Annotated in this window: 30 protein-coding genes, 1 tRNA gene and 1 other annotated feature; of the genes, 6 read left to right on the top strand and 25 right to left on the bottom strand. The window is 44.1% G+C overall.

Annotated elements, in window-relative coordinates; all coding sequences use genetic code 11:
• Positions 1-19: 19 nt before the first annotated feature.
• From rsmH to BAU14_RS07235, 3 genes are all read right to left on the bottom strand, one after another.
• Positions 20-973 carry a 16S rRNA (cytosine(1402)-N(4))-methyltransferase RsmH gene (rsmH, locus tag BAU14_RS07245; RefSeq protein ID WP_161899423.1) on the bottom strand — a complete coding sequence of 318 codons (954 nt, stop codon included), beginning with the start codon at positions 971-973 and terminating at the stop codon, positions 20-22.
• 18 nt (positions 974-991) lie between these two features.
• Positions 992-1,423: a division/cell wall cluster transcriptional repressor MraZ gene (gene mraZ / locus BAU14_RS07240; RefSeq protein ID WP_161899870.1), complete on the bottom strand. Its 432-nt coding sequence runs from the start codon at positions 1,421-1,423 to the stop codon at positions 992-994.
• A gap of 166 nt (positions 1,424-1,589) precedes the next feature.
• Positions 1,590-1,961 (bottom strand): DUF3397 domain-containing protein, encoded by a 372-nt coding sequence (locus BAU14_RS07235; protein ID WP_161899422.1) that lies wholly within the window; start codon positions 1,959-1,961, stop codon positions 1,590-1,592.
• A gap of 327 nt (positions 1,962-2,288) precedes the next feature.
• Here BAU14_RS07235 and BAU14_RS07230 point away from each other — a divergent pair, with 327 nt between their 5' ends.
• Both BAU14_RS07230 and BAU14_RS07225 read left to right on the top strand, forming a co-directional pair.
• On the top strand, positions 2,289-3,245 hold the full coding sequence (locus tag BAU14_RS07230) for a magnesium transporter CorA family protein (protein WP_161899421.1): 957 nt from the start codon (positions 2,289-2,291) through the stop codon (positions 3,243-3,245).
• An 80-nt stretch (positions 3,246-3,325) separates the two neighbouring features.
• A complete protein-coding gene (locus BAU14_RS07225; RefSeq protein ID WP_161899420.1) occupies positions 3,326-3,439 on the top strand; it encodes a DUF4044 domain-containing protein in 114 nt (37 codons plus the stop codon).
• Between the two features lie 618 nt (positions 3,440-4,057).
• On the opposite strand, the gene recN is transcribed toward BAU14_RS07225, so the two are convergent.
• From recN to rplU, 11 genes are all read right to left on the bottom strand, one after another.
• Positions 4,058-5,737, bottom strand: coding sequence for a DNA repair protein RecN (gene recN / locus BAU14_RS07220; protein ID WP_161899419.1), 1,680 nt, complete (start codon positions 5,735-5,737; stop codon positions 4,058-4,060).
• A gap of 57 nt (positions 5,738-5,794) precedes the next feature.
• Positions 5,795-6,241, bottom strand: a complete 447-nt coding sequence (locus BAU14_RS07215; RefSeq protein ID WP_161899418.1) for an arginine repressor — start codon at positions 6,239-6,241, stop codon at positions 5,795-5,797.
• A gap of 215 nt (positions 6,242-6,456) precedes the next feature.
• Positions 6,457-7,272 (bottom strand): TlyA family RNA methyltransferase, encoded by an 816-nt coding sequence (locus tag BAU14_RS07210; protein WP_161899417.1) that lies wholly within the window; start codon positions 7,270-7,272, stop codon positions 6,457-6,459.
• A 9-nt stretch (positions 7,273-7,281) separates the two neighbouring features.
• Positions 7,282-8,163, bottom strand: a complete 882-nt coding sequence (locus BAU14_RS07205) for a polyprenyl synthetase family protein (RefSeq protein WP_237580439.1) — start codon at positions 8,161-8,163, stop codon at positions 7,282-7,284.
• Positions 8,163-8,384, bottom strand: coding sequence for an exodeoxyribonuclease VII small subunit (locus BAU14_RS07200; protein WP_161899415.1), 222 nt, complete (start codon positions 8,382-8,384; stop codon positions 8,163-8,165). The genes BAU14_RS07205 and BAU14_RS07200 overlap by 1 nt, the downstream gene beginning before the upstream one ends.
• 95 nt (positions 8,385-8,479) lie before the next feature.
• On the bottom strand, positions 8,480-9,811 hold the full coding sequence (gene xseA / locus BAU14_RS07195) for an exodeoxyribonuclease VII large subunit (RefSeq protein ID WP_161899869.1): 1,332 nt from the start codon (positions 9,809-9,811) through the stop codon (positions 8,480-8,482).
• A 19-nt stretch (positions 9,812-9,830) separates the two neighbouring features.
• Positions 9,831-10,685 (bottom strand): bifunctional methylenetetrahydrofolate dehydrogenase/methenyltetrahydrofolate cyclohydrolase, encoded by an 855-nt coding sequence (locus tag BAU14_RS07190; protein WP_161899414.1) that lies wholly within the window; start codon positions 10,683-10,685, stop codon positions 9,831-9,833.
• 108 nt (positions 10,686-10,793) lie between these two features.
• Positions 10,794-11,336, bottom strand: coding sequence for an acyl-CoA thioesterase (locus BAU14_RS07185; RefSeq protein WP_161899413.1), 543 nt, complete (start codon positions 11,334-11,336; stop codon positions 10,794-10,796).
• Positions 11,337-11,521: 185 nt separating this feature from the next.
• Positions 11,522-11,815, bottom strand: coding sequence for a 50S ribosomal protein L27 (gene rpmA, locus BAU14_RS07180; protein ID WP_161899412.1), 294 nt, complete (start codon positions 11,813-11,815; stop codon positions 11,522-11,524).
• Positions 11,816-11,841: 26 nt separating this feature from the next.
• Positions 11,842-12,183 carry a ribosomal-processing cysteine protease Prp gene (locus tag BAU14_RS07175; protein ID WP_161899411.1) on the bottom strand — a complete coding sequence of 114 codons (342 nt, stop codon included), beginning with the start codon at positions 12,181-12,183 and terminating at the stop codon, positions 11,842-11,844.
• Between the two features lie 23 nt (positions 12,184-12,206).
• Positions 12,207-12,515, bottom strand: a complete 309-nt coding sequence (rplU, locus tag BAU14_RS07170; protein WP_161899410.1) for a 50S ribosomal protein L21 — start codon at positions 12,513-12,515, stop codon at positions 12,207-12,209.
• Positions 12,516-12,533: 18 nt separating this feature from the next.
• Positions 12,534-12,615: a sequence feature (ribosomal protein L21 leader region), on the bottom strand.
• A gap of 138 nt (positions 12,616-12,753) precedes the next feature.
• On the opposite strand from rplU, the gene BAU14_RS07165 reads away from it, so the two are divergent.
• The gene (locus BAU14_RS07165) at positions 12,754-13,392 is read left to right on the top strand and encodes a uracil-DNA glycosylase (RefSeq protein WP_161899409.1); all 639 of its coding nucleotides are present in this window, start codon (positions 12,754-12,756) and stop codon (positions 13,390-13,392) included.
• Between the two features lie 256 nt (positions 13,393-13,648).
• Here the strand turns inward: BAU14_RS07165 and BAU14_RS07160 are convergent, their stop codons facing one another.
• Positions 13,649-14,713, bottom strand: coding sequence for a glycosyltransferase family 4 protein (locus tag BAU14_RS07160; protein WP_161899408.1), 1,065 nt, complete (start codon positions 14,711-14,713; stop codon positions 13,649-13,651).
• Positions 14,714-14,917: 204 nt separating this feature from the next.
• On the opposite strand from BAU14_RS07160, the gene BAU14_RS07155 reads away from it, so the two are divergent.
• Positions 14,918-15,592, top strand: a complete 675-nt coding sequence (locus BAU14_RS07155; protein WP_161899407.1) for a hypothetical protein — start codon at positions 14,918-14,920, stop codon at positions 15,590-15,592.
• A 66-nt stretch (positions 15,593-15,658) separates the two neighbouring features.
• Here the strand turns inward: BAU14_RS07155 and BAU14_RS07150 are convergent.
• The 4 genes from BAU14_RS07150 to BAU14_RS07135 form a co-directional block, all read right to left on the bottom strand.
• Positions 15,659-15,732: transfer RNA gene (locus tag BAU14_RS07150), tRNA-Arg, on the bottom strand.
• Between the two features lie 103 nt (positions 15,733-15,835).
• Positions 15,836-16,630 (bottom strand): alpha/beta hydrolase, encoded by a 795-nt coding sequence (locus BAU14_RS07145; protein WP_161899406.1) that lies wholly within the window; start codon positions 16,628-16,630, stop codon positions 15,836-15,838.
• Positions 16,631-16,711: 81 nt separating this feature from the next.
• Complete coding sequence (locus BAU14_RS07140; protein WP_161899405.1) at positions 16,712-17,395, bottom strand: O-methyltransferase; 684 nt, start codon at positions 17,393-17,395, stop codon at positions 16,712-16,714.
• 242 nt (positions 17,396-17,637) lie between these two features.
• Positions 17,638-18,180, bottom strand: coding sequence for a signal peptidase I (locus BAU14_RS07135; RefSeq protein ID WP_161899404.1), 543 nt, complete (start codon positions 18,178-18,180; stop codon positions 17,638-17,640).
• 294 nt (positions 18,181-18,474) lie between these two features.
• On the opposite strand from BAU14_RS07135, the gene BAU14_RS07130 reads away from it, so the two are divergent.
• A complete protein-coding gene (locus BAU14_RS07130; RefSeq protein WP_161899403.1) occupies positions 18,475-20,310 on the top strand; it encodes a hypothetical protein in 1,836 nt (611 codons plus the stop codon).
• 349 nt (positions 20,311-20,659) lie between these two features.
• Positions 20,660-22,099: a proline--tRNA ligase gene (gene proS / locus BAU14_RS07125; protein WP_161899402.1), complete on the top strand. Its 1,440-nt coding sequence runs from the start codon at positions 20,660-20,662 to the stop codon at positions 22,097-22,099.
• Between the two features lie 254 nt (positions 22,100-22,353).
• Here the strand turns inward: proS and nusB are convergent, their stop codons facing one another.
• From nusB to BAU14_RS07095, 6 genes are all read right to left on the bottom strand, one after another.
• Entirely contained in the window at positions 22,354-22,824 is a 471-nt protein-coding gene (gene nusB / locus BAU14_RS07120) for a transcription antitermination factor NusB (RefSeq protein WP_161899401.1), read from the bottom strand.
• On the bottom strand, positions 22,817-23,242 hold the full coding sequence (locus BAU14_RS07115; protein ID WP_161899400.1) for an Asp23/Gls24 family envelope stress response protein: 426 nt from the start codon (positions 23,240-23,242) through the stop codon (positions 22,817-22,819). Before BAU14_RS07115 ends, nusB begins: the two co-directional genes overlap by 8 nt.
• A 17-nt stretch (positions 23,243-23,259) precedes the next feature.
• The gene (gene efp / locus BAU14_RS07110) at positions 23,260-23,817 is read right to left on the bottom strand and encodes an elongation factor P (protein ID WP_161899399.1); all 558 of its coding nucleotides are present in this window, start codon (positions 23,815-23,817) and stop codon (positions 23,260-23,262) included.
• 416 nt (positions 23,818-24,233) lie between these two features.
• The gene (locus BAU14_RS07105) at positions 24,234-25,301 is read right to left on the bottom strand and encodes a M24 family metallopeptidase (protein ID WP_202622179.1); all 1,068 of its coding nucleotides are present in this window, start codon (positions 25,299-25,301) and stop codon (positions 24,234-24,236) included.
• 88 nt (positions 25,302-25,389) lie between these two features.
• Complete coding sequence (locus BAU14_RS07100) at positions 25,390-25,629, bottom strand: GlsB/YeaQ/YmgE family stress response membrane protein (RefSeq protein ID WP_161899398.1); 240 nt, start codon at positions 25,627-25,629, stop codon at positions 25,390-25,392.
• A gap of 260 nt (positions 25,630-25,889) precedes the next feature.
• A complete protein-coding gene (locus BAU14_RS07095) occupies positions 25,890-26,267 on the bottom strand; it encodes a DUF956 family protein (protein ID WP_161899397.1) in 378 nt (125 codons plus the stop codon).
• Positions 26,268-26,321: the final 54 nt, after the last annotated feature.

The raw sequence follows: 26,321 nt of genomic DNA, 5'->3' as shown, positions 1-26,321 counted from the left end.
AAACAGCAAATTTCGATTCTCAGTCTTTAATCTTCTCGGCGATCCGCAACTTGGCGCTGCGAGACCGATTATTTTCTGCTAATTCTTCTACGCCTGCCACTAGTGGCTTGCGGGTGATGACCTTTAGCTCCGGTTGGTATTCTTCCGGCACCATTGGCAGACCCGGCGGCAGATCCTTTGGTGTACTGTGTTCTTTAAAAATCGTTTTTACGATGCGATCTTCTAAAGAATGGAAGGTGATTACAGAAATCCGTCCATCTTTTTTCAACAAATCGATCGCTTCTTCCAGGGACTCTTCCACCGCACCTAATTCATCGTTGACAGCGATTCGTACAGCTTGAAAGACCCGTTTGGCAGGATGTCCGCCTTTTCTGCGGGCCGGCGCGGGAATCGCTTCTTTGATCAACTCCACCAGTTCACCGGTGGTTTCGATTGTCCCATGTTTTTGGGCTTCTTCGATTTTACGCGCAATTTGCTTTGAAAACTTTTCTTCACCGTAGCGGAAAAAGATTTTAACTAATTGATGATAATCGTATTCGTTGATTACATTGTAAGCTGAAAAATCAGCACTCTGATCCATACGCATGTCTAACGGTGCATCTTGATGGTAGCTAAACCCTCGTTGGGCTTCATCTAATTGCGGTGACGAAACACCTAAATCATACAAAATGCCGTCAACCTTAAAAACATCATGGTTCAACAAGGCTTCTTTTAAATAGCGAAAGTTACTCTTTATAAAGGTCACTTGGCCGTTTTCCACATATTTAGCTAATCGCAGCTTGGCGTGATCCAAGGCTTTTTGGTCCTGATCAAAACAATAAAGATGTCCGCCCGGGCCTAGTTGACTGAGGAGGTACTCACTGTGTCCGGCTCCGCCTAACGTACAATCGACATACACGCCGTCAGGTTTGATGTTCAATCCGTCCACGGTTTCTTTTTTCATGACAGTATAATGTTGAAAATCCTCACTCATGGTGTGCCTCTTTCTGTTTTACAGTCCGAAATCGATCATCGTTTCGGCGATCTCATCAAAGCTTGCTTCCGCCTCTTCAGAGAAAGCTTGCCATTTTTCTTCATCCCAGATTTCGATGCGATTGGCTACCCCGGTAATCACACAATTTTTCGTCAAACCGGCGTGATTTCGCAATGTTTGCGGGATGTTGATGCGCCCTTGCTTATCGATTTCACATTCGGTGGCAGCAGAATAAAAGAAGCGAACGAAGGTACGAGCATCCTTTTTCGCCAACGGCATTTCGTTGAGCTTCTCTTCCAACTTTTCCCATTCATTTAAAGGATAGCCAAATAAACAGCCATCCAACCCTCGGGTCACAACGAACTTTTCGCCTAGTTGCTCCCGCAGTTTTGAAGGGACAATCAGGCGGCCTTTGGTATCTATCGTATGCTGAAATTCGCCCATAAACATCGACAAATAACCCCCTGTCTCCACTCGATATACACAGTCTACCACAATCCCCCACTTCCTACCACTTTTTATACAAAAGTGCTGGAAAAGTTGTCTGACTTTTTTTAACCAAAGCGGAAACAAGCGTTTTTCATGCATTTTAAGACTTCTAAAAGTCTCTTCAAAACTACAAATAATGTACAATATCTACTATAATCAGCAGCAGATAAGACAATAAAGTGAAGAGAAAAATCAAGCGCCACAACATCTTAAAGTAACGCTTATAAGCGATTTCTCCATAATAATAGGCTTGAAAGATTACCAGCAGGATACCTAAAAACAATACGGCAATCACAAAATAAGGTAAAATAGAGACTGAAAAGCTGTTCACAGAAATCTGGTGTAATCCCAACCACAAAAACGGAACGGCTAAATCTGCCCCTTTGATCTGCCATTTTTTTTGAAGAGATAACGCCGAAGTCAGATAGCTTGCAGCCAACAAGACGATGACTGGAAACACATACCATAAGACCATAATCGGATGAAAAGTTGTATTCATAATTGCTCCTTTGCAACAAATTCCGGCACCGAAAACTACCAAAAAGCCAGCCACTTTTTTACGAGACTGTTTCTGGCGGCTTGCATTAAAAAAACGATTGACTGGTCTTTCGGTTCGGCGCATTCATTTATCCGCAGATTTTTTAACAGGTACTAACCCCTTCAGAAAACCTGCCATAACAGGCTAACTATACTTTATTTTCATTACATGAATGTTTCAGTTCTTTTAAAAATTCATAGCGATGACCGGTCTTCATAAGGTTTTTGCAGGTAAGGATGGTTATCTTTTACATTTTTTCAATAAAACGTTCAAAAGGATGGAGATACGATGCTCACTTATTACGCAGTAGCTGACAATCAAATTAAAGATGTTCGAGAAAATAGTTCTGACGTCTCCTGGCTTCATGCAGACAGCCCTACAAAAGCTGAGATCACTCAGCTATGTCAGCAATTTCAACTGCCTGCCGATTATCTGACAGCGGTTTTAGACAACATGGAAAACGCTCGAACGGAGGGGTTGGACCAACAGACTTTTAAACGCCCCGTTTTGTTAGTAATGGAGTTTCCTTTTGTCTCCACTAGTCCCAGCGGGTATCTACAGTACCAGACATACCCTATTTCATTGATTATTACACCTGATAAACATTTAATCAGCGTCGCCAATCAGCGCCCGCCTTTTTTTAATCAAGTGTTGCAAAGTCCAGTTCTGCAAAATGATATGAGTCCCCGTATGAATATCTTGCTGATGATTTTATGGGAGCTGGTCCTCAGCTACAATCAACATCTGGAAGAAATTGATCGCCAGGTAAATCACTTGGAGTCGCAGATTCAGGTTTCCACTGAGAATAAACGATTGTATCAAATTATGGATATCCAAAAGAGCCTCGTCTTTTTTGAGGCCGCGACTTCTGCCAACTATGAGGCCTTGCAAAAATTGTGGAATACGCCTGAATTCAATAGCCACCACGCATATCATAACCATCTCCATGATATTCTGGTAGAAACTAAACAGTCTGTTACCACCTCTAAAATCTACATGAAATTAGTCAGTCAAATGACAGATACTTTTTCGGCGATTGTTTCCAATAACCTCAACAACATCATGAAGATTTTGACCTCTTTGACTATTGTCTTGACCATCCCTACCATTATTGGCGGAATTTATGGAATGAATGTCAAACTACCCTTTGCTGATAACGATGGTGCCTTTTTATTGATCATGGGCGGAACAATTCTCTTATGTGTTTTAGCCATCCGATTTTTAAGAAAAAAGAATCTTTTGTGATTTTTGACAGACCTGCCTTGAAGATTCCGCCAATAGCGGTTACACTGTTCATTGCAAAGACCGGTAAAGGATGGATAACAATGAACGAAAAAAAGACGAGTACCTTCTCTAAGATCACAAAAATCGTGATCTGGATGATGCTGATCCTGACAGTGGGCGGCGTCGTTTTGACTGCATTGATGAGTTTTATGTAAAAGACAGTAAAAAGGCACTTGTTCCTTTCAGCACAGCTGAGGAACAGGTGCCTTTTTCATCTTTAATGAAAAATTGTCATGCGCGTACCAGTTTAATATCTTGGGGCTATCAGCTGTCTGAGGCAAACGAACTCGCAGAAAATCTTGGGGTGCTAGATTAGCACTGCAGGGTATCGCAAAAAATGCCAGAACAGTTCCAGCAAAGTTTTAAAAATTCAGTGTCACTGCCAAATAAGAATGTGACACAAGTAATTTCCAAGTGCTAAACAGCGGAGACTTACCCACGATTAATAAAAAGTATACGGATAAGGACAAATTTGTGGCTACCTTGATGTCTTAGTTCGAAGAGAGAACAATCCCATGCCTGTAAAGAGAAGTGAATGATGCGGATTTTCCTTGATGTCATCAAGGAAAGTCCGTGTTTGAAATTTTTAGCAATGAAAAGCCGACGATCTTCCAATATTTTTAATGGAAGATCATCGGCTTTTGAGGTCTCACGTTTGGTAGTGTTCACTTCAGAGGACGCTAACTCAACGATTGTCACAGCCGTTTTACATCTTGCTTTTATAGTCTTCTTCTAGTTATTCATTATGTTGCATTTGATTTTCTGTCTCTGGATTAGCCGTGCCCTGCCATCGTCAAAAGCTCTCTGGCATGTTCCAAGGTCAATGGTGTGACCTCGGCGCCTGAAAGCATTCGGGCAATTTCATTGACTCTGGCGGTTGTATCCAACTGAGTGACTGTTGTTTCCGTGCGTCCGTGACTGACTGCTTTGGCGATTCCATATTGATAATCAGCAACCGCCGCCACTTGTGGCAGATGGGTGATACACAGCACTTGAGAAGTACGGGCAATCTTGGCAATCTTTTCAGCGATTGCTTGAGCCACACGTCCGCTGACACCCGTATCTACCTCATCAAAAATGATGCTGGTGATCCCTTGATTTTGCGAAAAGATCGTCTTCAATGCTAACAGGATACGTGAAAGTTCCCCGCCTGACGCGACTTTCACCAATGGTTTTAACGGTTCTCCAGGATTGGTAGTCAAGTAAAATGCGGCCTCATCAAAGCCGGTTTCTGTTAATACCCGTGTTTTTTCAAAAACTACTGCAAACTGAGTATTTTCCATATACAGTTCTTTTAGTTCCTGCATGATGGCTTTTTCTAAGCGATGACTGATGGCTTTGCGTTGTTGATGGAGCTGTTCAGCAGTATTCCACAGCGCAGCCTCGTCGCGCTTCAATTTTTGTTGGAGTTCTTCCAACTGGTTATCAGAATCATCATAGGCGGACAGCTCACGACTGATGGCTTCGAAATAATGTAAAATCGCTGGAATCGAATCACCATACTTTCGCTTTAATTGGCGAATCAGTTCCAAACGCTGCGTCACTTCTTCCAATCGTTCTTCATCCAACTCTAGAAAATCCAATTGCCGAGAAATATCGCCGGCCGCATCTTGCAAAAGATAGTAGGCGCTTTGCAAGTTTTCAGCAATCGCATTGTATTCATTGTCCAAATGAGCCACTTCCTGAAGCTCGCTTAAAACAGCACCGACTCCGTCTACTGGACTCATTTCCGTGGCGGTTAAGATTTGGTAGCTTTGCCCCAATGCGTCCACAATTTTTTGGTAATTGGCCAGTTTTTCCCGCTCTTCTGTCAACTGAGCTTCTTCTTCTGGTTGTAAGTCCGCTTGGCTGATTTCTTCTTGTTGAAAACGCAACATATCCAGTCGCTGAACAAAGGACTGCTCGTTGGTCTGGATTTTGTGTACCCGCTTTTCCAACTGACGATAAGCCTGGTACTCTTCTTTGTAAGCCGCTAATTCTTTGTGAAACTTATTGTCGCCGAATTCATCTACCAAGTGCAAGTGTCGCTCTTGTTGCAGCAATTCTTGATGTTCGTTTTGTCCTTGAATATCCACTAAAAAATCGCCAATCCGTCTCAAATTGGCTAAATTCATTGTTCGTCCATTGACTCGGCAGACATTTTTTCCAGCTGTCGTCATGTCCCGCTGCAAAATCAAAGGATCCCCCGCTTCAGTCTCTACCCCCAACTCTTGCAATAGTTGGGTGAAACCCGGTTGTTGCGGCATATCAAAGACCCCTTCTAAGCGGCATTTATCAGCCCCTTGACGGATGTAGTCGGCAGAGCCGCGGCTACCAGCCAATAGCCCCATCGCATCGATGATAATGGACTTTCCGGCCCCCGTCTCACCGGTTAGTGCCGTCATACCTTCGTGAAATATTAATCGTAGTTGTGAGATGATGGCAAAATTTTCAATCGCCAATTCCAACAGCATCCCCATGCCTCCTGTCAAAATGCTAACTCATCTGCCAAAAAGCAAACTCGCCAGCTATCAGATATAGTCTAAAAACTCGGCCTTCATATCCGCCGCCGCCGCTTCGGTTTTGGCAATCATCAATACAGAGTCATCGTCGTTCAAAATCGCAAATAGTCGTGCTTTATGAAGTCGATCGATCAAATTAGCGATTGCTGAAGCATTTCCTGGTAACGTCTTTAAGATTACAAACTTTTCCAACTGATCCACTGAAACGAAGGCATCTTGCAATAATTTAGCCAACTTTTCACCAATGTCTTCTGCTGTTTCAGCCGGCAAACTATACCGGTAACCACCTTCAAAAGGGATCTTAATCAATTTCAGCTCTTTGATATCCCGTGAGATGGTGGCTTGAGTCACCATTATTCCACGTTCTTGTAACAGACCCACGAAGTCTTCTTGTTTTTGGATATTGTGTTCGTTCAACAATCGGGTAATCAACCGATGACGATCTTTTTTCCGCATATTTTGCTCCCTTCAACACGTTCACTGCCAATATTTGTAGGATTTGATTTGAAGAGTCCTTGGCAGACCCGCCTTTATCGGCAAGAAGACAACGGCGTAAGCCACGCTGTCCCCGCGTTTTAACTTCCCTATCATACCTTATTTTTATGCAAAAAGAAAGAAAGGTCCCAGAGAAAAATAACTCTTTTACCTTTCTTTAACAGCGTGTTATCAGCTTATGTTAGTATTTCATGAGCACTTTTTACAACGCTAGAAATATTCACTTTTTCTGAAATTATACCTTTATCGGCACTTTTTTTCAGCAAGAGCAAAAATTCAATATTGCCTTCGCCACCAGTAATCGGTGAAAAAGCCAGATCCAACACATCAAAGCCAGTTTCCCGAGAAAAGTCGCAGATTTCAGTGACCACCCGTTCATGGGTCTTCGGATCACGGACGATTCCGTTTTTGCCAACAGCCTCTTTCCCTGCTTCAAATTGCGGCTTCACCAACGCCATCACCAACCCATTTGGCACTAGAATCTCATGCAGCGGTGGCAAAATCAACTTTAAGGAGATGAAAGAAACATCGATTGTCGCTACATCTGGTAGACCTTCCAAGAAATCAGCCGGTTTGCTGTAACGAAAATTGGTTCGCTCCATGACGACAACCCGGGGATCTTGGCGCAGTTTCCAGGCCAATTGGTTGTAACCAACATCTAGTGCATAACTGAGTGTAGCCCCATTTTGCAATGCCGCATCTGTAAATCCGCCGGTAGAAGAGCCGATATCCAGCAAAATCTTGTCTTGTACATTGAAGTCGAATTGCTTTAAAGCTTTCTCCAATTTCAGTCCACCACGAGAAACATATGGCATGACCTCACCTTTGACTCTGAGGGGGGTGTCTTGCGGTATTTTTTCTCCAGGCTTATCTAAGCGTAAGTTGTTTTTTTCCATCACCACTAAGCCGGCCATCACAGCTCGCTTCGCTTTTTCTCGGGTTTCAAACAATCCTTGCTGGACAGCCAGAACATCCACTCGCTCTTTTTTCATGGTTTCTCCTCACAATCGGAATTTCAACAAAAGTTCTTGTAACAACTCGCCAGAAAAAGGGAGTGTTGCCGTCAACTCGTTAATCAGCTTTTCCGCTGCCGCCAACTCGTCACTCAACGCTTCTTTGGCTTTGTCTAATCCTAATAATTCCGGATAGGTATTTTTACCGGCGGCGGCATCTTTATGAGCTGCTTTGCCCAATTCCGCCGTTGTTGCTGTGACATCCAGTAAGTCGTCTCTAATCTGAAAGGCTAGGCCAACGTGGGCTGCCAATTGCTCCAACTGCGCCAAGACTTCCACTGGTTGTTGTGCTAAGATACCGCCAGCTACCAGTGCATAACTCAATAAATCCCCAGTTTTGCGTTGATGAATGTTTTGCAGTTCTGCCAATGACAAGCGTTGATTTTCTCCTTGAATATCGGCAGCTTGGCCTGCTACCATACCACCACTGCCAGCTCTTTTAGCCAACAACTGGATCAACAGCAGCTTTTCCTCAGCAGGCAAAACCGCTGAACTTAACAAATGAAACGCCTCGGTCAGCAAGCCGTCCCCAGCAAGAATCGCTGTTGCTTCTCCGTATTCGATATGATTAGTCGGCATCCCCCGACGTAACGGGTCATCGTCCATCGCCGGTAAATCATCATGGATCAAGGAATAAGTATGGATCATCTCCAAAGCCGCTGCTGTCTGATAAACGCCTGTCTCCACCGGCTTATCAAATCCAGAAACCACTGCCAGCAACAGTTGCGGCCGGATTCGTTTGCCACCGGCTCTGATAGAATATAGCATACTTGCCAACAAACGCTCATCTGTAGTGACCCCAGTCAAAAAGTTGATCATCTCTTTTTCCACACGAGGCAGGTGTGTTGTTTGTAAATCCTTTGGTGTCATCATGCATCACGCTCTTCAAAGTCCGCTTCCTGGCCATTGTCCTGCATCATCTTCGTCAAGGTCTCTTCGGCACTGGTCAAGGTCTCTTGACATTGTTTACTCAGTGCCATGCCCTTTTGGAAGGCTTCCAATGCTTCTTCCAGTGGGACATCCCCTTTTTCCAAGCGGGTGACAATCTGTTCTAATTCCTGCAATGATTCTTCAAATGTTGCTTGTGCCATTTTTTATGCTCCTTTACGTCTTCTCTCGATTGCTATCTTCTTACTCAGACGATACGTGTAAATCAGGCAGCTTTAGTCCCGGTTCCGCATCAGTCTTACTCTTCCAGAATTTCTGTAATCGTTGCCTGAGCCTGACCATCAGGAAAATGAATGGTGACAACCTCTTCTGGATGAAGGTGTTCAATTGACTTGACTACTTGTCCCTCTTTTGTCGTATAGGTATACCCTCGCCCCATGATTTTTAACGGGCTGAGGAGATCCAAAGACTGCACCGTACTTATAAAAGCGTTGCGTTTATTTTCCAATAAACGAAGGATTTGCTGCTCCAAACGAGCTGTCAAAAAGTCATTTTGTTGTTTTCCAGCCTGCACTCTGGCTAACGGATAAACCTGTCGTAAACGCCGGTCTGTCTGCTGATACCCCCGCTCGTTAGTGTAAAGAAGCTGCTGTAGGCTTTGCCCCAACCGTTGTGTTAATTGGTCCACCTTGAGAGTCTGCGCTTCATACAGCCGTTCCGGTTGCCGGAAGACATAAGAGCTCAAGGCTCGCTGGTAGCGTTCATTCTTTTGTTGCAGCTGCATACGGAAGGCTTGCTCCAAGCGGGCCTGTTGCTGTCTAAGCTTTAGGATTTCATCTGACAACACCGGCACTGCCAGCTCAGCTGCTGCAGTGGGTGTAGGAGCTCGCACATCGGCTACCAAATCGGCAATCGTCGTATCCGTTTCATGACCGACTGATGAAATTACCGGTGTTTGTGCAGCAAAAATTGCCCGAGCCACCCGCTCTTCATTAAATGGCCATAAATCCTCTATTGAACCGCCCCCACGGCCAATGATCATCGTGTCGAATCCGCCATCTTCCTCGACTCGCTGAATGTTGCGAACCACATCATCAGCTCCACGATCGCCTTGAACAATTGTCGGAAATAAGACTAGCTGTGCAATAGGGTAACGACGCTTGACGGTGGTAATGATGTCACGAATCACTGCACCAGAGGGACTGGTCAAAACGGCGATTCGCTTAGGAAAGCGGGGCAACTGTTTTTTAGGTGCGGCAAAAAGTCCTTCTTTGGTCAGCTGCGCTTTTAACTGCTCATAGGCTTGGTAAAGAGCCCCAACTCCATCTGGCTGCATCTGCTCGACATAAATTTGATAGTTGCCACTAGATTCATACAACGAAATCCGCCCTACAACCAAAACCTTCATCCCTTCTTCTGGACGAAATTTGATCTTATCAAATGCGCCTTTAAACATGACTGCTGAAATTTTGGCACCATCATCTTTCAAACTGAAATACTGGTGATTGGGACGCAGGCGAAAATTAGAAATTTCACCGGTCAAAAAGACTCGCTCCAAATAAGGATCTGCATCAAATTTACGTTTGAGGTAACGGGTTAACGCCGTTACAGTCAAATACTGCTGAGACAACTCTTTCACCTGATTTCTTTTAAGATTGCGCCCGATGCCGCTTGGCGCTTTCAATCGTTTGATACATCAGCATCGTAATGGTCATAGGACCGACACCACCAGGAACCGGCGTGATATAGCTTGCTAAAGGAGCAACTTCATCAAATTTTACATCACCGATCAATTTGCCGGCAGCACTGCGGTTCATGCCGACATCAATAACGACAGCCCCTTCTTTAATGAAGTCCTTTGTAACAAAATGCCCCCGTCCAATAGCTACAACCAAGATATCTGCTTGTCGGCAAAGGGCAGCCAGCTCTTTTGTTTTTGAATGAGCAATAGTAACGGTAGCGTTCTTTTGCAACAGCAAATGCGCCATCGGTTTACCCACGATATTGCTGCGACCGATTACGACAGCATTTTTCCCTTCCAAATCGATGCCATAGTATTCAAACATCTTGATGATCCCAAATGGTGTACAAGGAATCATTCCTGGATTACCGGCAAAGAGGGCGCCCAAATTCAAAGGATGAAACCCATCAACGTCTTTTTTGGGATCGATAGCTAAGAGTACCTTGTTTTCATCAATGTGGGCCGGCAGTGGCAATTGCACTAAAATCCCGTGAAACAACGGGTCATTGTTATATCTATTTATTTCTGCAAGCAGTTCTTCTTCAGTGATACTTTCCGGATAGCGTTCAACGGTAGAACGAATCCCAATCCGCTCTGCCGCCAAATCTTTATTACGCACATAAACTTGACTCGCCTGATTTTCCCCTACTAATAAAACGACCAATCCAGGAGTCAGTCCTTCTTCTTTTAAAAGCGACACTTCTTCTTTCATCTGCTCTTGCATCAAAGCAGCCAGCTTTTTCCCATCGATTAATTCTCCCACAACCAACACCCTTTCGATTTCATTTTTCTTTATATTCTAGCACAGGCCTTGTCTTTGCGAAACTTTTCTTATTGTTTTCAGAGCTTGATTTTGAACATTTTCAGCTTCTTAATCGCCAGCTTCCTCATCCGACCAAGGAAGGCGCGTCGATAATGTGGCAGCAAATTTTTTGTAATCTTCTCGTTCTGCCAGACGGTCCTTGCGCCGCTTCTCATAGCCGGCACATACCATTTTTTCTTCCGGTGTATCCGCTATAATCTTTGGAACTGTAAATGTCGTTTCTGGATTCATGTGAGAAGGAATCGCAACAAACGTGGTAAAGCAGGTGGCGGCTAAATAGCGTTCCCCAGTAACTAAATCTTCCCCGATAATTTTCACAAAAACCTCCATCGACTTGTTGTGGGCTCCCGAAACATAAGATTTCACACAAACCGAATGATTTTCATGCAGCGGCTTCAAAAAATTCAAGCTATCCAAAGAAGCCGTGACCGCTCCTCGACGACAGTGGCGGGTCACTGAAATCGAAGCGGCATCATCAATCATCGTCATCAGCTTGCCGCCAAACAAAAAGCCAAATGGATTTAAATCAAAAGGAAAGATCCGATGGGTCTGGATAACCCGTGACTCTCGACAATGTTTTTCTTCTTCCACAAAACTCACCTCATTTGATAGTGTAACAAAGCTTGCAACAAATAACCGTTTTTCCGTCTCAAAGACTCTTTTTATTAGCCACTACCCCTACGCTTTAAACCACGCTCAAACAAGAGCCCAAAAAAGTTTGATGAAAACAAAAAAGCCCCAACCCTTAGCTTGTAAGGGTTAGAGCCGTTTGTTGATTATGCTTCTTGCGCTACCGGGTAAACGGAAACTTGTTTTTTGTCGCGGCCTTTACGTTCGAAACGTACGACGCCGTCAACTTTAGCAAACAATGTATCGTCACCGCCGATACCAACGTTCGCACCTGGATAGATCTTAGTGCCCCGTTGGCGGTAAAGGATAGAACCACCAGTAACGGTTTGACCGTCCGCACGTTTAGCACCTAAACGTTTGGATTCTGAGTCACGGCCGTTGGAAGTAGAACCGCCCCCTTTTTTGTGGGCGAAGAATTGTAAGTTCATTTTCATCAACATGGAAAAGCACCTCCTGTGATAGTTTTTTATTTCGTGATGGTTTTCAGTTGCAGATATTCGCTATATTCCGCCTGAACAGCTTGCAGACCGAGCAAAAGGTTTTCCAACAAAATCTGCGTGATGTTGGTCTGCTCCTGAGTAGAATCCCGGGGAATCTCCACATAGAGATAACCGCCGTCTTCCTCATTGGCATCTATGACAGGTGTACTCCCTGCCAAAGCATCAATTCCGTTGACTGCACTAATGGCTAATGCCGATACTGCAGCACATACGAGATCTTTGCCGTATTCACCTGATTGGGCATGGCCTGTCAGTTCAAAGGAAATGATCCGACCAGAGTCATTGCGTTTGAATGTCCCGATGATCATAGTTCGACCTGCTTTTCTAAGAATTATGCGTTGATGGCATCGATGACAACTTTAGTGTAAGGTTGACGATGACCTTGCTTGCGGTGTGAATGTTTTTTAGGTTTGTATTTGAAAGTAACGACTTTCTTTTGTTTGCCGTGTTTTTCAACAGTTCCTTCAACAGTTGCACCTGCGACAGTTGGTACACCAACTTTCGTAGATTCGCCACCGACCAAGATTACTTCATCAAAAGTAACCTTCTCGCCAGCTTCTACGTTCAATTTTTCAACGTAGATTGCTTGACCGACTTCCACTTTGACTTGTTTGCCACCAGTTTTAATGATTGCGTACATACTCAAAAGCACCTCCTTATTTAGACTTAGACTCGCCATCCCAAGTGAACGCCAGTAAACAGCGTTGCTTATGACTTGTTCTGTGCGGTTGTAGCTGTGGTGCCCACAATTACAACAAGAATACTTTATCAAAAAAAACGTTGGCCGTCAACTGTAAGTTTTGCCTGTTTTCGTGAAACTTTTCAAACGAAAGAATTCTATCTATAATAATGAAGAAGAAAGAAACGGAGGGATTTTGGTGGATTATCCAAAAGAGTTAGTTGAACATGTGCGACAGCGTTCAACAGGGATGCAGCTGGAAGGTTTTGTGGCAGGTCAAGGCCCACTTTTTCCCAAGCTGATGATTGTCGGCGAAGCGCCTGGTAGAAATGAAATTACTACACATATTCCTTTTAGCGGTCAAGCCGGCGTGGAATTGATGAAGTGCTTAGCGCTAGCTGGACTCACCCGCGAAGACGTGTACATTACAAGTGCGGTTCGCAGCCGCCCTTTCAGTATTAAAGAACGCTTAAACAAACGAACCGGACTGCTCGAAACTAGCACACCTAATCGAACCCCTTCCAAAAAAGAAGTCCTGGCTCACGCTCCAATCTTAGACTATGAGATTTTTCAGGTGGCCCCTACGCTGATTGCAACGGTAGGCAATATCGGGCTGCAACGCTTGTTGGGATCGGGGCATCTGATCACAGACGAGCACGGCAAGCTGCTGGTTGGCCCAATTCAAAAATTGGATGCCAAAGAGACTGGCTACCAGTGGACTTCCCAGAATTATCAGGTGATTCCTCTCTTTCATCCAGCCGCCGTTTTTTACAATCGCAAATTGGAACCGGTAATTCAAAAAGACTGGCAACAGGTTGGACAGTTATTAAACAACTGAATTTTTCCTTTAATATGTCGAAATTGCCAATTTTCGTCTTTGTTTGTTCCGCTTTGAACAGCCACTCAAAAACTAAAAACAGCCTATTTCAACGCGCCTTGTAAAAAGACAGACGAGAAAAACAGGGGCTTTCTCGTCGCAGTCTTAATAGCAAGCTCGTTAAAGTAGGCTGTTGTTTAGCTTTCATTGACTACAAGACAGACACAAAAACGTTTTGCCAAAAGATACTCGTCAGTCGCTGTTTTACCCATTTTTATTAGGGTCTGACTTCACGATTGGCCGGGTTTAACTCCGGCTTGCGTCCAGCAGCCAACTCAGTGTAGAAACGATGCCAAATCTTTGCGACATTGTCTTCTGAATAATGTTGGGCTGCTTCAGCTGAAAGCTCACTAAAATGGGTTAACTGAGCGGGATCTTGTGCTAGTTGATTGAGCTTTTCAGACATTTCTTTACGATCTTTGGTGCCGATATAATAGCCGGAAATGACTGACTCATAAAGGTCCAGCTCCCGCAACATCACTGGTGTCTGACAACTGAAGGCTTCCAAAATACTCATGGGAAATAATTCATTGTAGGAAGGCAGCAAGAAAACATCTGCTGCATTGTAATAATCCACTAACTCCTCACGGTCAACGATGCCGGTAAACATCAGATTAGCCGGCGGATTTTCATAGACTTCTTTGTAATCATCGTAGCCGTCGGTGATTTTTCCAAAAGAAAAGCCCCCCGCCCAAACAAATCGGATATGTGGGTTATCTTTGGCCAGCTGGATGAAATCATCCACTCCCTTACGTTTTTGAATCTGTCCCACACCTAAAACGACAAAATCATCTTGTGAAAAACCTAATCGCTCACGGTCCATCTGCTTATCGCCAGCTGATTTGGGGTAAAAATCTGTGGTGGAAACAAAATTCGGGATATAGCAAACTTTTTCTTCCGGGATTCCCGCTGCCGTCAACTGAGGAATAAAGCTGGGATTGACCACCACCAAAACATCCATCCGCTTATAAAAAGACATCACATACCAGTCAAAGATCTTTTGAATCGGCCAAAACAATTCAATACTACCCTTTAAAGTTTCTGGCAGAAAGTGAACGTAGCCAACCCGTACACCACGACTTTTGGGTGTCAATGCCGACAGATAAAATTCAGGGTTGATCGTATGGTAATGAGAAATATCTGCTTTTTTTGCAGAATTAATTTCAATATGAAATTCGTCTGAAAATCGTTCTTGCAACATGCGCAGTAATTCGTTATAGGCACTGCCTACTCCTTGTCCTTTAACGGTATCTGCTCGGGAAAGCATTGTGATTCTGATCATGGATATTCCTTTCACAACTGTAATTTAATCATTGACAACTATTATAGCACATTGTCGGAAAACTAAAAATCAGACTGGCGTCGGATTTCTTTGAGCAGCTGATTGGCAGTCTGGCACCAGACCTGTACAGACCAGTTATTACCTTATCAGTTAGTCCCTTTTGGCAATTATGGTAAAATCGATACTATGAGAGGAGAGGTACCTATGACTAATCAACGAAAAATTCAACGGGCCTTCACGATTTTTGGACTGTTGGTCTTCTTGTTCAATCTTTACGAATACATTACTGTCCGTCTACCCCGCCCAGAGATGACGGTCATCTTATTGGAATGCTTGGCAGGAATTGCGCTGATTTATCTGCCGCAGATTGCTCGTAAATTGTTGAAAATTGAGATTCCACAGCCGATTGTTTATTTCTATTGGTTCTTCTTATGGCTGTCGGTCTTTATGGGAACCTGCCTGCATTTGATTCGCTTCATCAACGGCTGGGATAAAGTGCTCCACACTGTCAGTCCAATGCTGTTGACGGCATTAGGCTATGGGATTTGCGGGATGCTTTTGAAAAAAACAGTCGCAAAAGAGGTTTCCCCTTGGCTATTTTTAGTCTTCGGTTTTGCATTTGCCGGCGTTTGTGGGGTCTTTTGGGAATTTTGGGAATTTCTCTGCGATTCGGTTGCCAATATGAACTTACAACGCTATTTAGACTCTCCGGACAGCAGCGGTGCGCCATTAGTCGGTCGAGCTGCTTTGATGGATACGATGGGAGATCTTTTTACAAACACTGCCGGAGCGCTTTTGATGGGCCTTTATGCTGGGGTTAAAAGCCGCAAAGACCTTGCCTATTTTGAAACCTATCGAATCAAAAAAACTGGGCGCTGACAGATAATATTCACTGGCAAAAATCAAAAACCCCGTGATCCAACATCGGATCACGGGGTTTTTTAGCATCGCAGGAGGGGTTCGAACCCCCGACCGTCCGCTTAGAAGGCGGATGCTCTATCCAGCTGAGCTACTGCGACATAGCGGCAACATGTTTCATTATAGAAAAGGAGCTAAGCCTTGTCAAACTTTTTTTAAAAGGAGTTGAGCTGAACATTTAAGCTTTACCAATGAAGATTTACGTTATTTTACTGTCTCATGCCAAAGCTCATCTGCAATCAGATGGACGACGGTCTCGTGGGTGACTAACTGGCTATGGCCAGCTCCTTTCACGAGGACAAATCGACAACTGTTAGCCTCCGCGTACAACTGAAGACCCGCTGCAACACTTATCACCGGAACAATTCCATCAGAGTTGCTGTCGTTTTTCTCTCCTGCTACCAAGACCACATCGAGATTACTGGGAAGACGCGACTGTTTAACAAGATAGTTTTTCAAGCTTTCTGAAGGATTTTGCTGTAGCTGATTAGCAGCCTGGGAAACAATCTGCTGACGCACACCGTCAAAGGGCGTTCCTGTCAGCAGCAAAAATCGCACCTGAGGATCAATGGACAAGCAGACGTTTTCCAAATATTCGGTGATGACTAATCCACCGTTTGAATGACCAAAATAATCATATGCTCTCACCTGATAGTGTTTTTCCAAATACATCAGTGCCTTGCGAAACCAATGGGCCTGTTTGGGGACTGCCGCCCCAGAAGCATCACTAAAGGCAATAACTACCACCGGACGAGTATTGTCAATGGCCAGACTGCCACTGACAAGGAGAGTATCATCTTCTTGTACAGTTATTTTTAAAACCGCCACCGGTTGCTTTTCTTCCAGTAAAGCGATCAGTTTGTCGAACCGGCTGATTTTCCCGCCGGTTCCGGGCACCAAAAGAAGCGGAGGCGTTGCTAACGAATAGTCTTCTTTCACCTGTTCCTTTTTATTCCACTTGGCTCTTGCAGCTGCCAAAAGCTCCGTCAGCTTTTTCATCTTACGCTTCTCCCACTCTTTTGATCACCTGCGTTTGAGAGACACTCTAACACATTTACTCTCGAAAAACTAAATGACTTTCTACAAAAGGATTTCCTCTGCCTCTTTGGTGACCAGCAGAACGCCGTCTCCCAGAGGAAGCAGTGTCGAAGTTAGCTGCGGGTGCTCCGTGACTACATCTAAAAATTCATTTAGCTTGCGATGAATGGCACGATTTTTCCGTGGAATCTCTTCGATTGGATCCAAAATCGTACCGCCTTGAAAGACATCATCTACCATCAAGACGCCGCCTTTTTTCAAAAGACGCAGACATTCCGGTAAAAACTCGATATATTTAGACTTTGCACTGTCCATAAAAATAAAATCGTAGGGCCCTGTCAACGTTGGCAGAATTTCATTCGCCTGTCCTTCCAATAACGTAATCTTGTCTTCTAATTCCAGACGTACATAAGTTTCTTTGGCTTCTTTGATCATCACGTCGTAGCGATCAATGGTGGTCACATGGCCGTCAGTTCCCACAAACTGGGCCATCAAGCTGGAAGAAAAACCAATAGCTGCCCCAATCTCCAAAATTTGTTTTGGTTGCAGTTGTCCCAAAAGAAATTGCATGAAGACCACAGTTTCATGGGGAATTACCGGAACCCCTCGGCGATTGGCATCACGTTCCAGTTCACCTAATTTACCTGTCAAAGGCTTTTGTTTGCTGCGCATATAATCCACCAGTTCTTTTTTCACCACTGGCCGGTGCATCATTTCATTTTTCATTTTTTCGAATCCTCTCTTTGGCTCCATTCCAAGTTGCGGCTTTGGGATCATTCAACTGATGAACAAGTTTCTGTTTTCTTACGAACAACAGCTGATATTTACACTAGCATCACTGACACCAGGTACCTTTTCAAATAAGAAACGCAACTTTCCAGTATTTGAAATGCTATCCTTCTTTTGCAATCAAAAAAAGCCGCCCACTAGGACAGCTTTATTATAATCAATCCACTTAACTGGTGCAATCAAGGAGCGTCTTCCCCTTCTTTTGCTTTCCATAATGTCTGCTTTTCTGGTTTAGGCCGGACCTGCTTGAAAAAAGCGCTGATGGTGGTTAATGTCAGAAACGCGGCTGCTAACCAAAACAACAATTGCGCAGTTTTGACAAAACTGCTGGTAGCTATCAAACCCAAGTAAGGAAGATGAAAAATTGGTTGTCCAATCAGGTTACGCCTTGAAACAGACCCAAAGTCCAGTTGCTTTTGATTATCTCCTTTTGTATAGAAGGTGTTGTTAGAAGAATCTTTTGCCACGATTCGTCGCGTCTTGATATCTTCTCCTTGATCAACATAAAAAGTGATAAGCTCTCCCACATGAAGGTCCTCAATTTCTTGATGCTTCACAAAAATCAAGCTGCCTTTTGGGAAAACATTTTGCATATTATTGTCTCTAATCACAGCGACAGTCAAACCCATCAGATGCGGCAACAACGTCACTGCCAGCGCCAGAGCCATAAAAAAAATCAGCGCAAATGAGCTGATGCTATTGAGTTGTTTCAGACGCTTCATAAGGCGGCTTCCTTTCTTGGATAAAACCCTTGGTGATTAAAACCCACGCTCTCCCCATCCTTCTCGTTTGTAAGTCTCCTGAAGTTTGCGCTAAGAAGATAGGCGAATGCTGCTTTCAATATTTATTATATTATAATTAAAAAGAAATTTTTTCAATTGTAACTTAAGTTATATTTTAATCTTAGGATTTCTGTGTAAATCCGTCAAACATCAACTATATTAATTCATTAACCCGGTTGACTTGTAAATAAAAACAAAATAAACTGAATCTAGGAAAGGATGTGCTTTTATTTTATGGATACAATAAATAACTATTATAAGTTAAATTCAAAAAAAGGCTGGCGTTGGATCCTCTTTACAATGGTCATCGCTTTATTCTTGTCGATCATCGTTTTTTTTGGTCACGCACTGACCCATCCTTTCACCCAATCCCAGTTTTCAGAGATCAAAGATACTTGGACCTATTTCCCAAAAGATGATCCGGTTACAACCTTCAAGAGTCGCTACATAAAAAAGATGCCAGGAATCGAAACTGGCGAAGCCATGATCATGGAAAGAAAAATGGTCAGAAAAGTGAACAACCCCATGCTGCTGGTTCAAGGAAATCATCAATGGATCAAGGTCTGGATTGATGACGAGTTGATTTACGAATACAGTCCTGCTTCGACTGGGGGGCAACCTTCGGATAACCCGGGCAACTCCCTACAAGAAATCCACCTGCCCCGCAATTATGTCGGCCGCACACTGGAAATAGAAGTCTCCAGTCCTTATAAAAATTATTCAGGACTGCCTGCTCGTGTTTTTGTCGGTGAGGCCAACTCAGTTATGGCCTATGTCTTCAGTGTGTCGATGCCCCAGATTTTGATGATGATTGTTGCCCTTTCTATCAGCATCGTTCTTTTGTTTTTTGTGGGACGGACACTTTTGAAAAAACAGTTTTTGGAACTGGAAATGCTGCTGCTGGCTTGTTTTGCCATGACTATTGGCTTGGAAGCTGCAGCCGGGGATATTTTTTCTAGTCTGCTGTTTAGCCCCACAGTCAATTCCACCCTCGCTACTTTATTGGCGATTATGACGCCTTTGTTTTTGATTTCCTACTATTGTTTAAAAATGACTCACGTTCAAAAGTACTATAAATTCTGGGTAATTCCTCATATCTGCTTTAGCATTGCCATGCTGATTATCGCCATTCTCACCAAAACGGACCTGCCAGAGATCAAACCTTGGGTGGATACAATGAATATGTTTGGTACATTGGCCGCCACTGTTGCCGCTATTCGTGAGAGTCATTATAAAAACCACTTTTATGCTGTCTGTACACCATGGATTGTTTTAGTGGCGTTGGCCCACTGCTTTTTGTATATCATGGGTCTGCTAGGAACTGAGTACACTCAGATCAACTTCAGCGGGTTGTTCTTCGGGGCAATTCTTTTAGTTCTCTTTGGCTACACTGTCACAGACTTCATGGCCAGTGAGGAACGAAACCGACGACAAGTCAATTTTTTGGAAGTCAAAACGACCCTATTAGAAGAAAGCCGCCAAGAAATGCAGCAACACATGGCCGAATTAGAGCAAATGAAAACCGCCTTCCAAAAAAATCTGCAGATGATGCAACTGTTAGCAGAGGACGGCAATCTTGAAGGCACCAAAGAATACCTTGATAAGCTCATGAAGGACACCCGTCTGATGGACGGCATCCCGAGGTACACTGACCACACACTAGCCAATCTGATCTTGTCTCGCTACCAAAAATTAGCACAAAAACGCAGCATTGCTATTGATTTTCAAGTCCTGCTGCCTGAAGAGATCAATATCTCTGATGATGATCTCACCAAGCTTTTAGCACACTTGTTGGAGCATGCCTCTAGAGAAACCTATGCAATTGCTGATCCCAGACAGCGAAAGATTCGTCTGCAAGTGACTTGTGATCAAGACCAGTTGTATCTGTTTTGTGAGCACACCGCAAACTATCAGGAAAATATCTTTGACCGCGGCATCGATACCGAGTTACCGGAAAAAGAAGAATTCGATCTTTGGGTCTTAGAATCCATCTCTAAAAAATATGCGGGTCACTTGAAAAAAGCCGTGACAGAAAAAACAGACAGTGTCGAAATCCGTATGGTCGTTTGATGGGTTTGGCAAATTCAGCCAGCAACGGAATTTAGACTTGCATTTTTTACTGTTTGCCGGTAGCATAGAGGCAGTTGGATTAGTATTCTAAACAAGGTCACAGAGAGTCGTTCCTCGGTTGAAAGAACGATACCCACTGGTCAGAAGAACCTGCCAACATTATAGATCGCCAGAAACGATCGGGCCGGAGTCCCTTAGCACTCCTTCGAGGGGGTCGATGACACACATCGATCAACAAAGGTGGTACCGCGAATGTTACACGCATTTCGTCCTTTTTATAGGACGGGGTGCGTTTTTTGTTTGGCTCCCCTGCGCTTCGATTGACAACCAAATCCAAGGAGGAAATAACATGGCTGAAAAGCAAACCAACGACTTTACCGAATGGTATGTCCAAACCATCCAACAAGCAGAACTGATGGCCTATTCCCCAGTGAAAGGCTCCATCATCTTCCGTCCCGACGGCTTTGAATTGTGGGAACATATCCAAGAAGAATTCAACAAATTCCTGCGTTCAGAAGATATCCGCAACGCCTACTTCCCAATGCTGATTCCTAAAAGCTTTTTCATGAAAGAAGCCGATCACATAGAAGGCTTCGCGCCAGAACTGCCATGGGTGACAGAAGTCGGCAATGATAAACTGGAAGAACCTTTGGCATTGCGTCCAACCTCAGAAACCATGATTGGTTCCGCATTTTCTGATTGGATCAATTCTTACCGCGACCTGCCTTATGAAATCAACCAATGGGCCAACGTCTTCCGCTGGGAAAAGAAAACACTGCCTTTTTTGCGCACTTCTGAATTTTTATGGCAAGAAGGTCATACCGCTCACGCCAATGAAGCAGATGCTCGTCGTCGGACCATGAGTATTCTGGACGAATATGCCCGTTTGGCAGAAGAATTTTTAGCGATTCCAGTTTACAAGGGCCAAAAAACGCCCTCTGAGCGTTTTGCCGGAGCCGTTGACACGTATTCCATCGAAGCGATGATGAAAGACGGGAAAGCCGTTCAAGCCGGTACCTCCCATTACTTGGGCACAAAATTCGCTGAAGCGTTTGATATCACCTACTTGACCAAAGAAAATCAGCATACCCACGTCCACACCACTTCATGGGGAGTCTCAACTCGTCTGTTGGGTTCACTGATTATGACCCACGGGGATGACAATGGATTGGTCTTCCCACCAACTGTAGCACCGACACAGATTGTACTCATGCCGGTAGGTCCTTGGAAAAAGAACCCAGCCATTATGGAAAAATTGGATGAACTCTTTAAAGAATTCAAAGCAGCCGGCTACCGGGTTCGCATGGATGACAGCGACAATTCTCCTGGTTACAAGTTTAACGAATGGGAACTAAAAGGCGCTTGCTTGCGGATTGAATGTGGCCCTCGCGACTTGGAAAATGGCCATGTGATGGTGAAAATTCGCGACCTCAGCGACAAAACTGCGGTACCATTTTCAGAGTTGGCAGCCTACGTCAGCGAACAGTTGGCAATCATGCCTAAGCGTTTGCTGGAAGCAGCCAGAGCCCGCAACAAAGAAAACGAACACTTCAATATTGATACCTTAGAGCAATTGAAAGAACACATCGAAGCCTGCAAAGAATCCGGCCGCCCTACTGGTTTTGTGCTGATTGGTTGGGATGGCAGCGAGGAAACGGAAGCCAAGATCAAAGAAGAGACCGGCTTTACCACCCGCAATATCCCATTTGAAGCACCAATGGAAAAAACTGTCGATATCGTCAGTGGAAAACCGGCACAACACACAGTCTGGATCGCCCGCGCCTACTGATTGCTTGCCTTTTTCATTACGATAACCGTTAACTGCAGAAGAATGGGCTCTAATCATCCTTCTGCCGCGGTTTTTCAAAGCGAACCGCGCGAAATGTGAGCCACAAGTAAAAGACAAGTCATTTCCATTAAAAATCAGTGGAAGAAAAGACGCTCTTGCGGAACTTTTGATCCCCTACTTATGTCCCCCGATGCCTCTGAAGAAAAAAGAGCGGCACCAGCAGCAAGTTTCATTCTGCGGTGTCGCTTTTTTACTTAGGCGTTTTCTTTTGGTTGTTCTACTTTTTCCAGCTCGATATTGATGTTTGACAAGAGTCCATTGACAAACTTTCGCGACTGGTCATCACTGAAAGTTTTCGCCAACTCGATGGCTTCATTGAGGGCCACTTTGTTGGGGACATCCTTTTCATAAACCATTTCATAGATGGCAATGCGCAAAATTGTCAAATCCATCTTCGGTAGTCGCTTTAAATTCCAGCCTTTTTTCAAATGCTTTTGAATCATATCGTCCAATTGGGTTTTATGATCGCAAACACCTGCCACCAGCTCATCCAGATAGACGGGCACGAAATTTTCCTGCTCCTCATCCAACATGTCTTGGTGTTCCAATTCGATGGCATGATAGATGGCATCTTTTTTTGACAAATCGGCGTTAAAGTCCAACGGAAACAGAGCTTGCAGCGCCATTTGCCGGATCATATGCCGTGAGATCTCTTTACTACTCATTCTCTTCCTCTTCACTTCCAAATAATTCTTCCAAATCAGGGGTATCAATCTTTTCGGGAACGACAGCCACCACATGGACATTGACTTCTGACAACGCCACATCCGTCATGAACAAAACTTGTTCTTTGACCCGTTCTTGAATCGCCATCGCAACTTTAGGAACCGACATGCCATATTTAATATAACAATAGAGGTCCACTTTAAGACCTGCTTCATCGATACTCAGGTAAACCCCTTTTCCGTGAGCCGAACCACCTAGTAATTCAGTCACATTGTTAGCAAAAGTCCCCTGCATATCGTAAACACCGTCTACTTTAGAAGCAGCAATCCCGATGATCACTTCGATTACTTCCGGCGCAATGACGATTTCTCCTAATTCCTGATTGCTGTTCAACACCAGATTTTTTTCATCTGCCACAACAACTTCCTCCGTTTCTAAGCCCGAGAAACATACGTCCCGTCGGTTGTATTGATAATCAGTTTATCACCCTGGTTCACAAAAAACGGCACATTGACGGTTAACCCTGTTTCCATCACAGCCGGTTTTGAGCCGCCAGACGAGGTGTCCCCTTTGATATTTGGGTCCGTCGTTTCCACTGTCAGTGTCACCGTATTGGGTAAGTCGACTCCCAGGATTTCTGATCCGTACATGATGATGTTGACTTCCATGTTTTCCAACATGAATTTCAACTCGTCTTTGATTTGTTCTTCCGGGATCTCGATCTGTTCGTAACTTTCCAGATCCATAAAGACATGACTGCCGCCACTTTCATATAAATACTGCATTTTTCGGTTATCAATCTGCGCTTTTCCGACTTTTTCACCGGCACGGAAAGTTTTTTCCTGTACACCGCCAGTTCGCAAGTTTTTCAGTTTGGAGCGAACAAATGCAGCCCCTTTACCGGGTTTTACGTGCTGAAAATCGACAACTCGCCAGATATCGCCATCTACTTCGATGGTCAAGCCGGTTTTGAAATCATTTACTGAAATCATGGCCATCCTCCTTTTAAATTCCTCGCAAATGGACCTTTTAAAGGGACATTCTTCTTTCCTAGTTTATCATTCTTTCAGCAGTTAGGCTATACAAAACCATCAGTGAGCCGCGGATGTAAGCCACTTGGAATCGTTTTTTTGAAAGATAGTCAACTCATGGTTACCAGCTGTTTTGTTCTCTTCCTTAAAACTTCTCTTTACAAAAGCTCTCTTAAACAGCGGATGAAACAGCCTGTATTAGTGAGGCGCGATTTAAAAGCGGGCTCTCTCGAATTTTCTTCGATGACACAATAGACAAAAGCAGCAGGATCTGGCCAATCTTCTTTTGATTGGGAATAACCCCAACTGGAAAAAGACGGCTTTTTAGTCGCTGCTGCTTTTTTATCCTCATTCAATCCTATTACCAAAAATGCTTCTTACAAAATGATCAATTCTTTTGGTGCATGGGTCAAGACCTGGTTGCCATCTGGTGTAATCAGCAGGTCGTCTTCAATACGGACACCACCAATTCCCGGCAGATAAATTCCTGGTTCATCCGTGATGATATTTCCGGGAACAAATTGTTTGTCGGCTCTAAAGGAAACATTTGGTCCTTCATGAATTTCCAAGCCAATCCCGTGGCCTGTTGAATGTCCAAATGCTTCTCCATAGCCGGCCGCAGTGATATGATCCCGAGCAACCGCATCTAATTGGATGCCAGTCAGCCCTGGTTTTGCAGCTTCCAACACTTTTAATTGGGCTTCCAAAACGACCTGATAAATTTCCCGCAATTTTTCGCCAGGATCGCCAATGGCAAACGTCCGAGTCATATCTGAAACATAGCCTTGGTAATAGCAGCCGAAATCCAAGGTGATCAGATCTCCTTGTTCAATCACTTTTTCAGAGGCCACCCCATGAGGCATTGCAGAACGGAGACCAGAAGCCACGATGGTGTCAAAAGAAACACCGCTGGCACCTAAAGAACGCATGTAAAAGTCCAACTGGTTAGCGACTTCGATTTCTGTCATTCCCGGTTTGATGGTTTTTAGCACATAATCAAAGCCTTGATCTGCGATGGCACAAGCCTTTTGTGTAATTGCGATTTCTTCTTCGTCTTTGACTTCCCGCAGATTCTCAATCATTCCTGAAATTGGGATCAAGGGTGTTTCTTCAATAATTTCTTCTAAAACAGAATACTCAGCAAAACTAACATGGTTTTCTTCAAAGGCTAACCCATTCAGCTCTTCTTGGGCACAAAGCTTAGCGACTTCATCAAAGATTGGGCCGACGTTTTTGATGATTTCAAAACCTTGTGCCTGCGCTGCTGCTTGTTCTGTGTAGCGGAAATCCGTTACAAAAAAGGCCTTGTCCAAGGTAATAACTGCCAGACCAGTAGTGCCGGTAAAGTTAGTTAAATAGCGAAGATTATAAGGACTGGTGACCAAAAACCCGTCTACCTGTTCTTTTTTCATTGCTTTTCGCAGATTTTCAACACGTAACATCATGATACGATTCCTTCTTTCTGTTTTCATCATGTCCTATTATAACAAACACTGATGTTTTTGCGAGCCAGGAACATTGCACCTTTTTCCATTAATGCTCGTTGCTGCGCCCGAAAACCAACGTGATAACCGCTGTAAAAATCACTGCCCCCAAGACTGCCGGTACAATCGCCATCCCCGCCAGTTGCGGCCCCATCTCACCAAACAACCGCTCACCAATATAAGAGCCGATCAGTCCGGCAACAATATTGTACAGACAGCCTCGTTTCTCACCGGTAATCATGCCGGCGATAGCGCCAATCACGGCACCGATTATCAAGGTCCAAATCATCCACTGTTCCTCCGCTTCCTAAACACGCGACTGTAACTTTTTAACAACTGCGCATCTTTTTCACATCACTTCAACAGCATACCACAACAAAATGCTCCCTTGAAATACAAACTACCGGCAAAGACAATGCAAAAAAAGATAACCAACCTGAAGAAACTGCTGTAACAGTTCTTGGCTGATTATCGATTTTATGATTAGTTTGATAACAATTGGTGAACTTTATCAGTTGTCACACCCTGCTTAGAGGTTGCCATCATGATTTACGCCTGCTTTTTGCCTTTTGAAGTAAAGGCCCGCTTGATGACATCAAAAAAGCTCAGCGACCGTACAAGCCGTTCTTCTGGTACGTATTCCCGAATCGCTCGCAACACCTTCTTCGGCTCTTTTGAAGAAAACGTAAAGGTGCCGTTTTTCTTCGTTTGAATCGCATAGCGGGGAATCCATTTTCCTTTGAACATGATGGAAGCCACCACATAATCGACTTCTTCCCAGGGAATCTGAATAAATTTATTCTTGTCCCGATCGTTGTAAAATTCGAAGGCGTTGTCTCCTACCATCACTTGTCCATATTCGTTGATTCCCATAAAAGAAGTGGCGGCAATCGCCAGATCTACTTTTGTATTCAATGATTCTACCATGTTGAACGCTCCTTTTTGATAGGTTTGCAGCGACAGCAAGAACACTGTCGGCCA

The sequence above is a fragment of the Candidatus Enterococcus leclercqii genome, assembly GCF_009933135.1.
GTDB lineage: Bacteria > Bacillota > Bacilli > Lactobacillales > Enterococcaceae > Enterococcus_C > Enterococcus_C leclercqii.
Note: the sequence above shows the minus strand (reverse complement) of the source record. Positions and strands in the feature narration are given on the sequence as shown.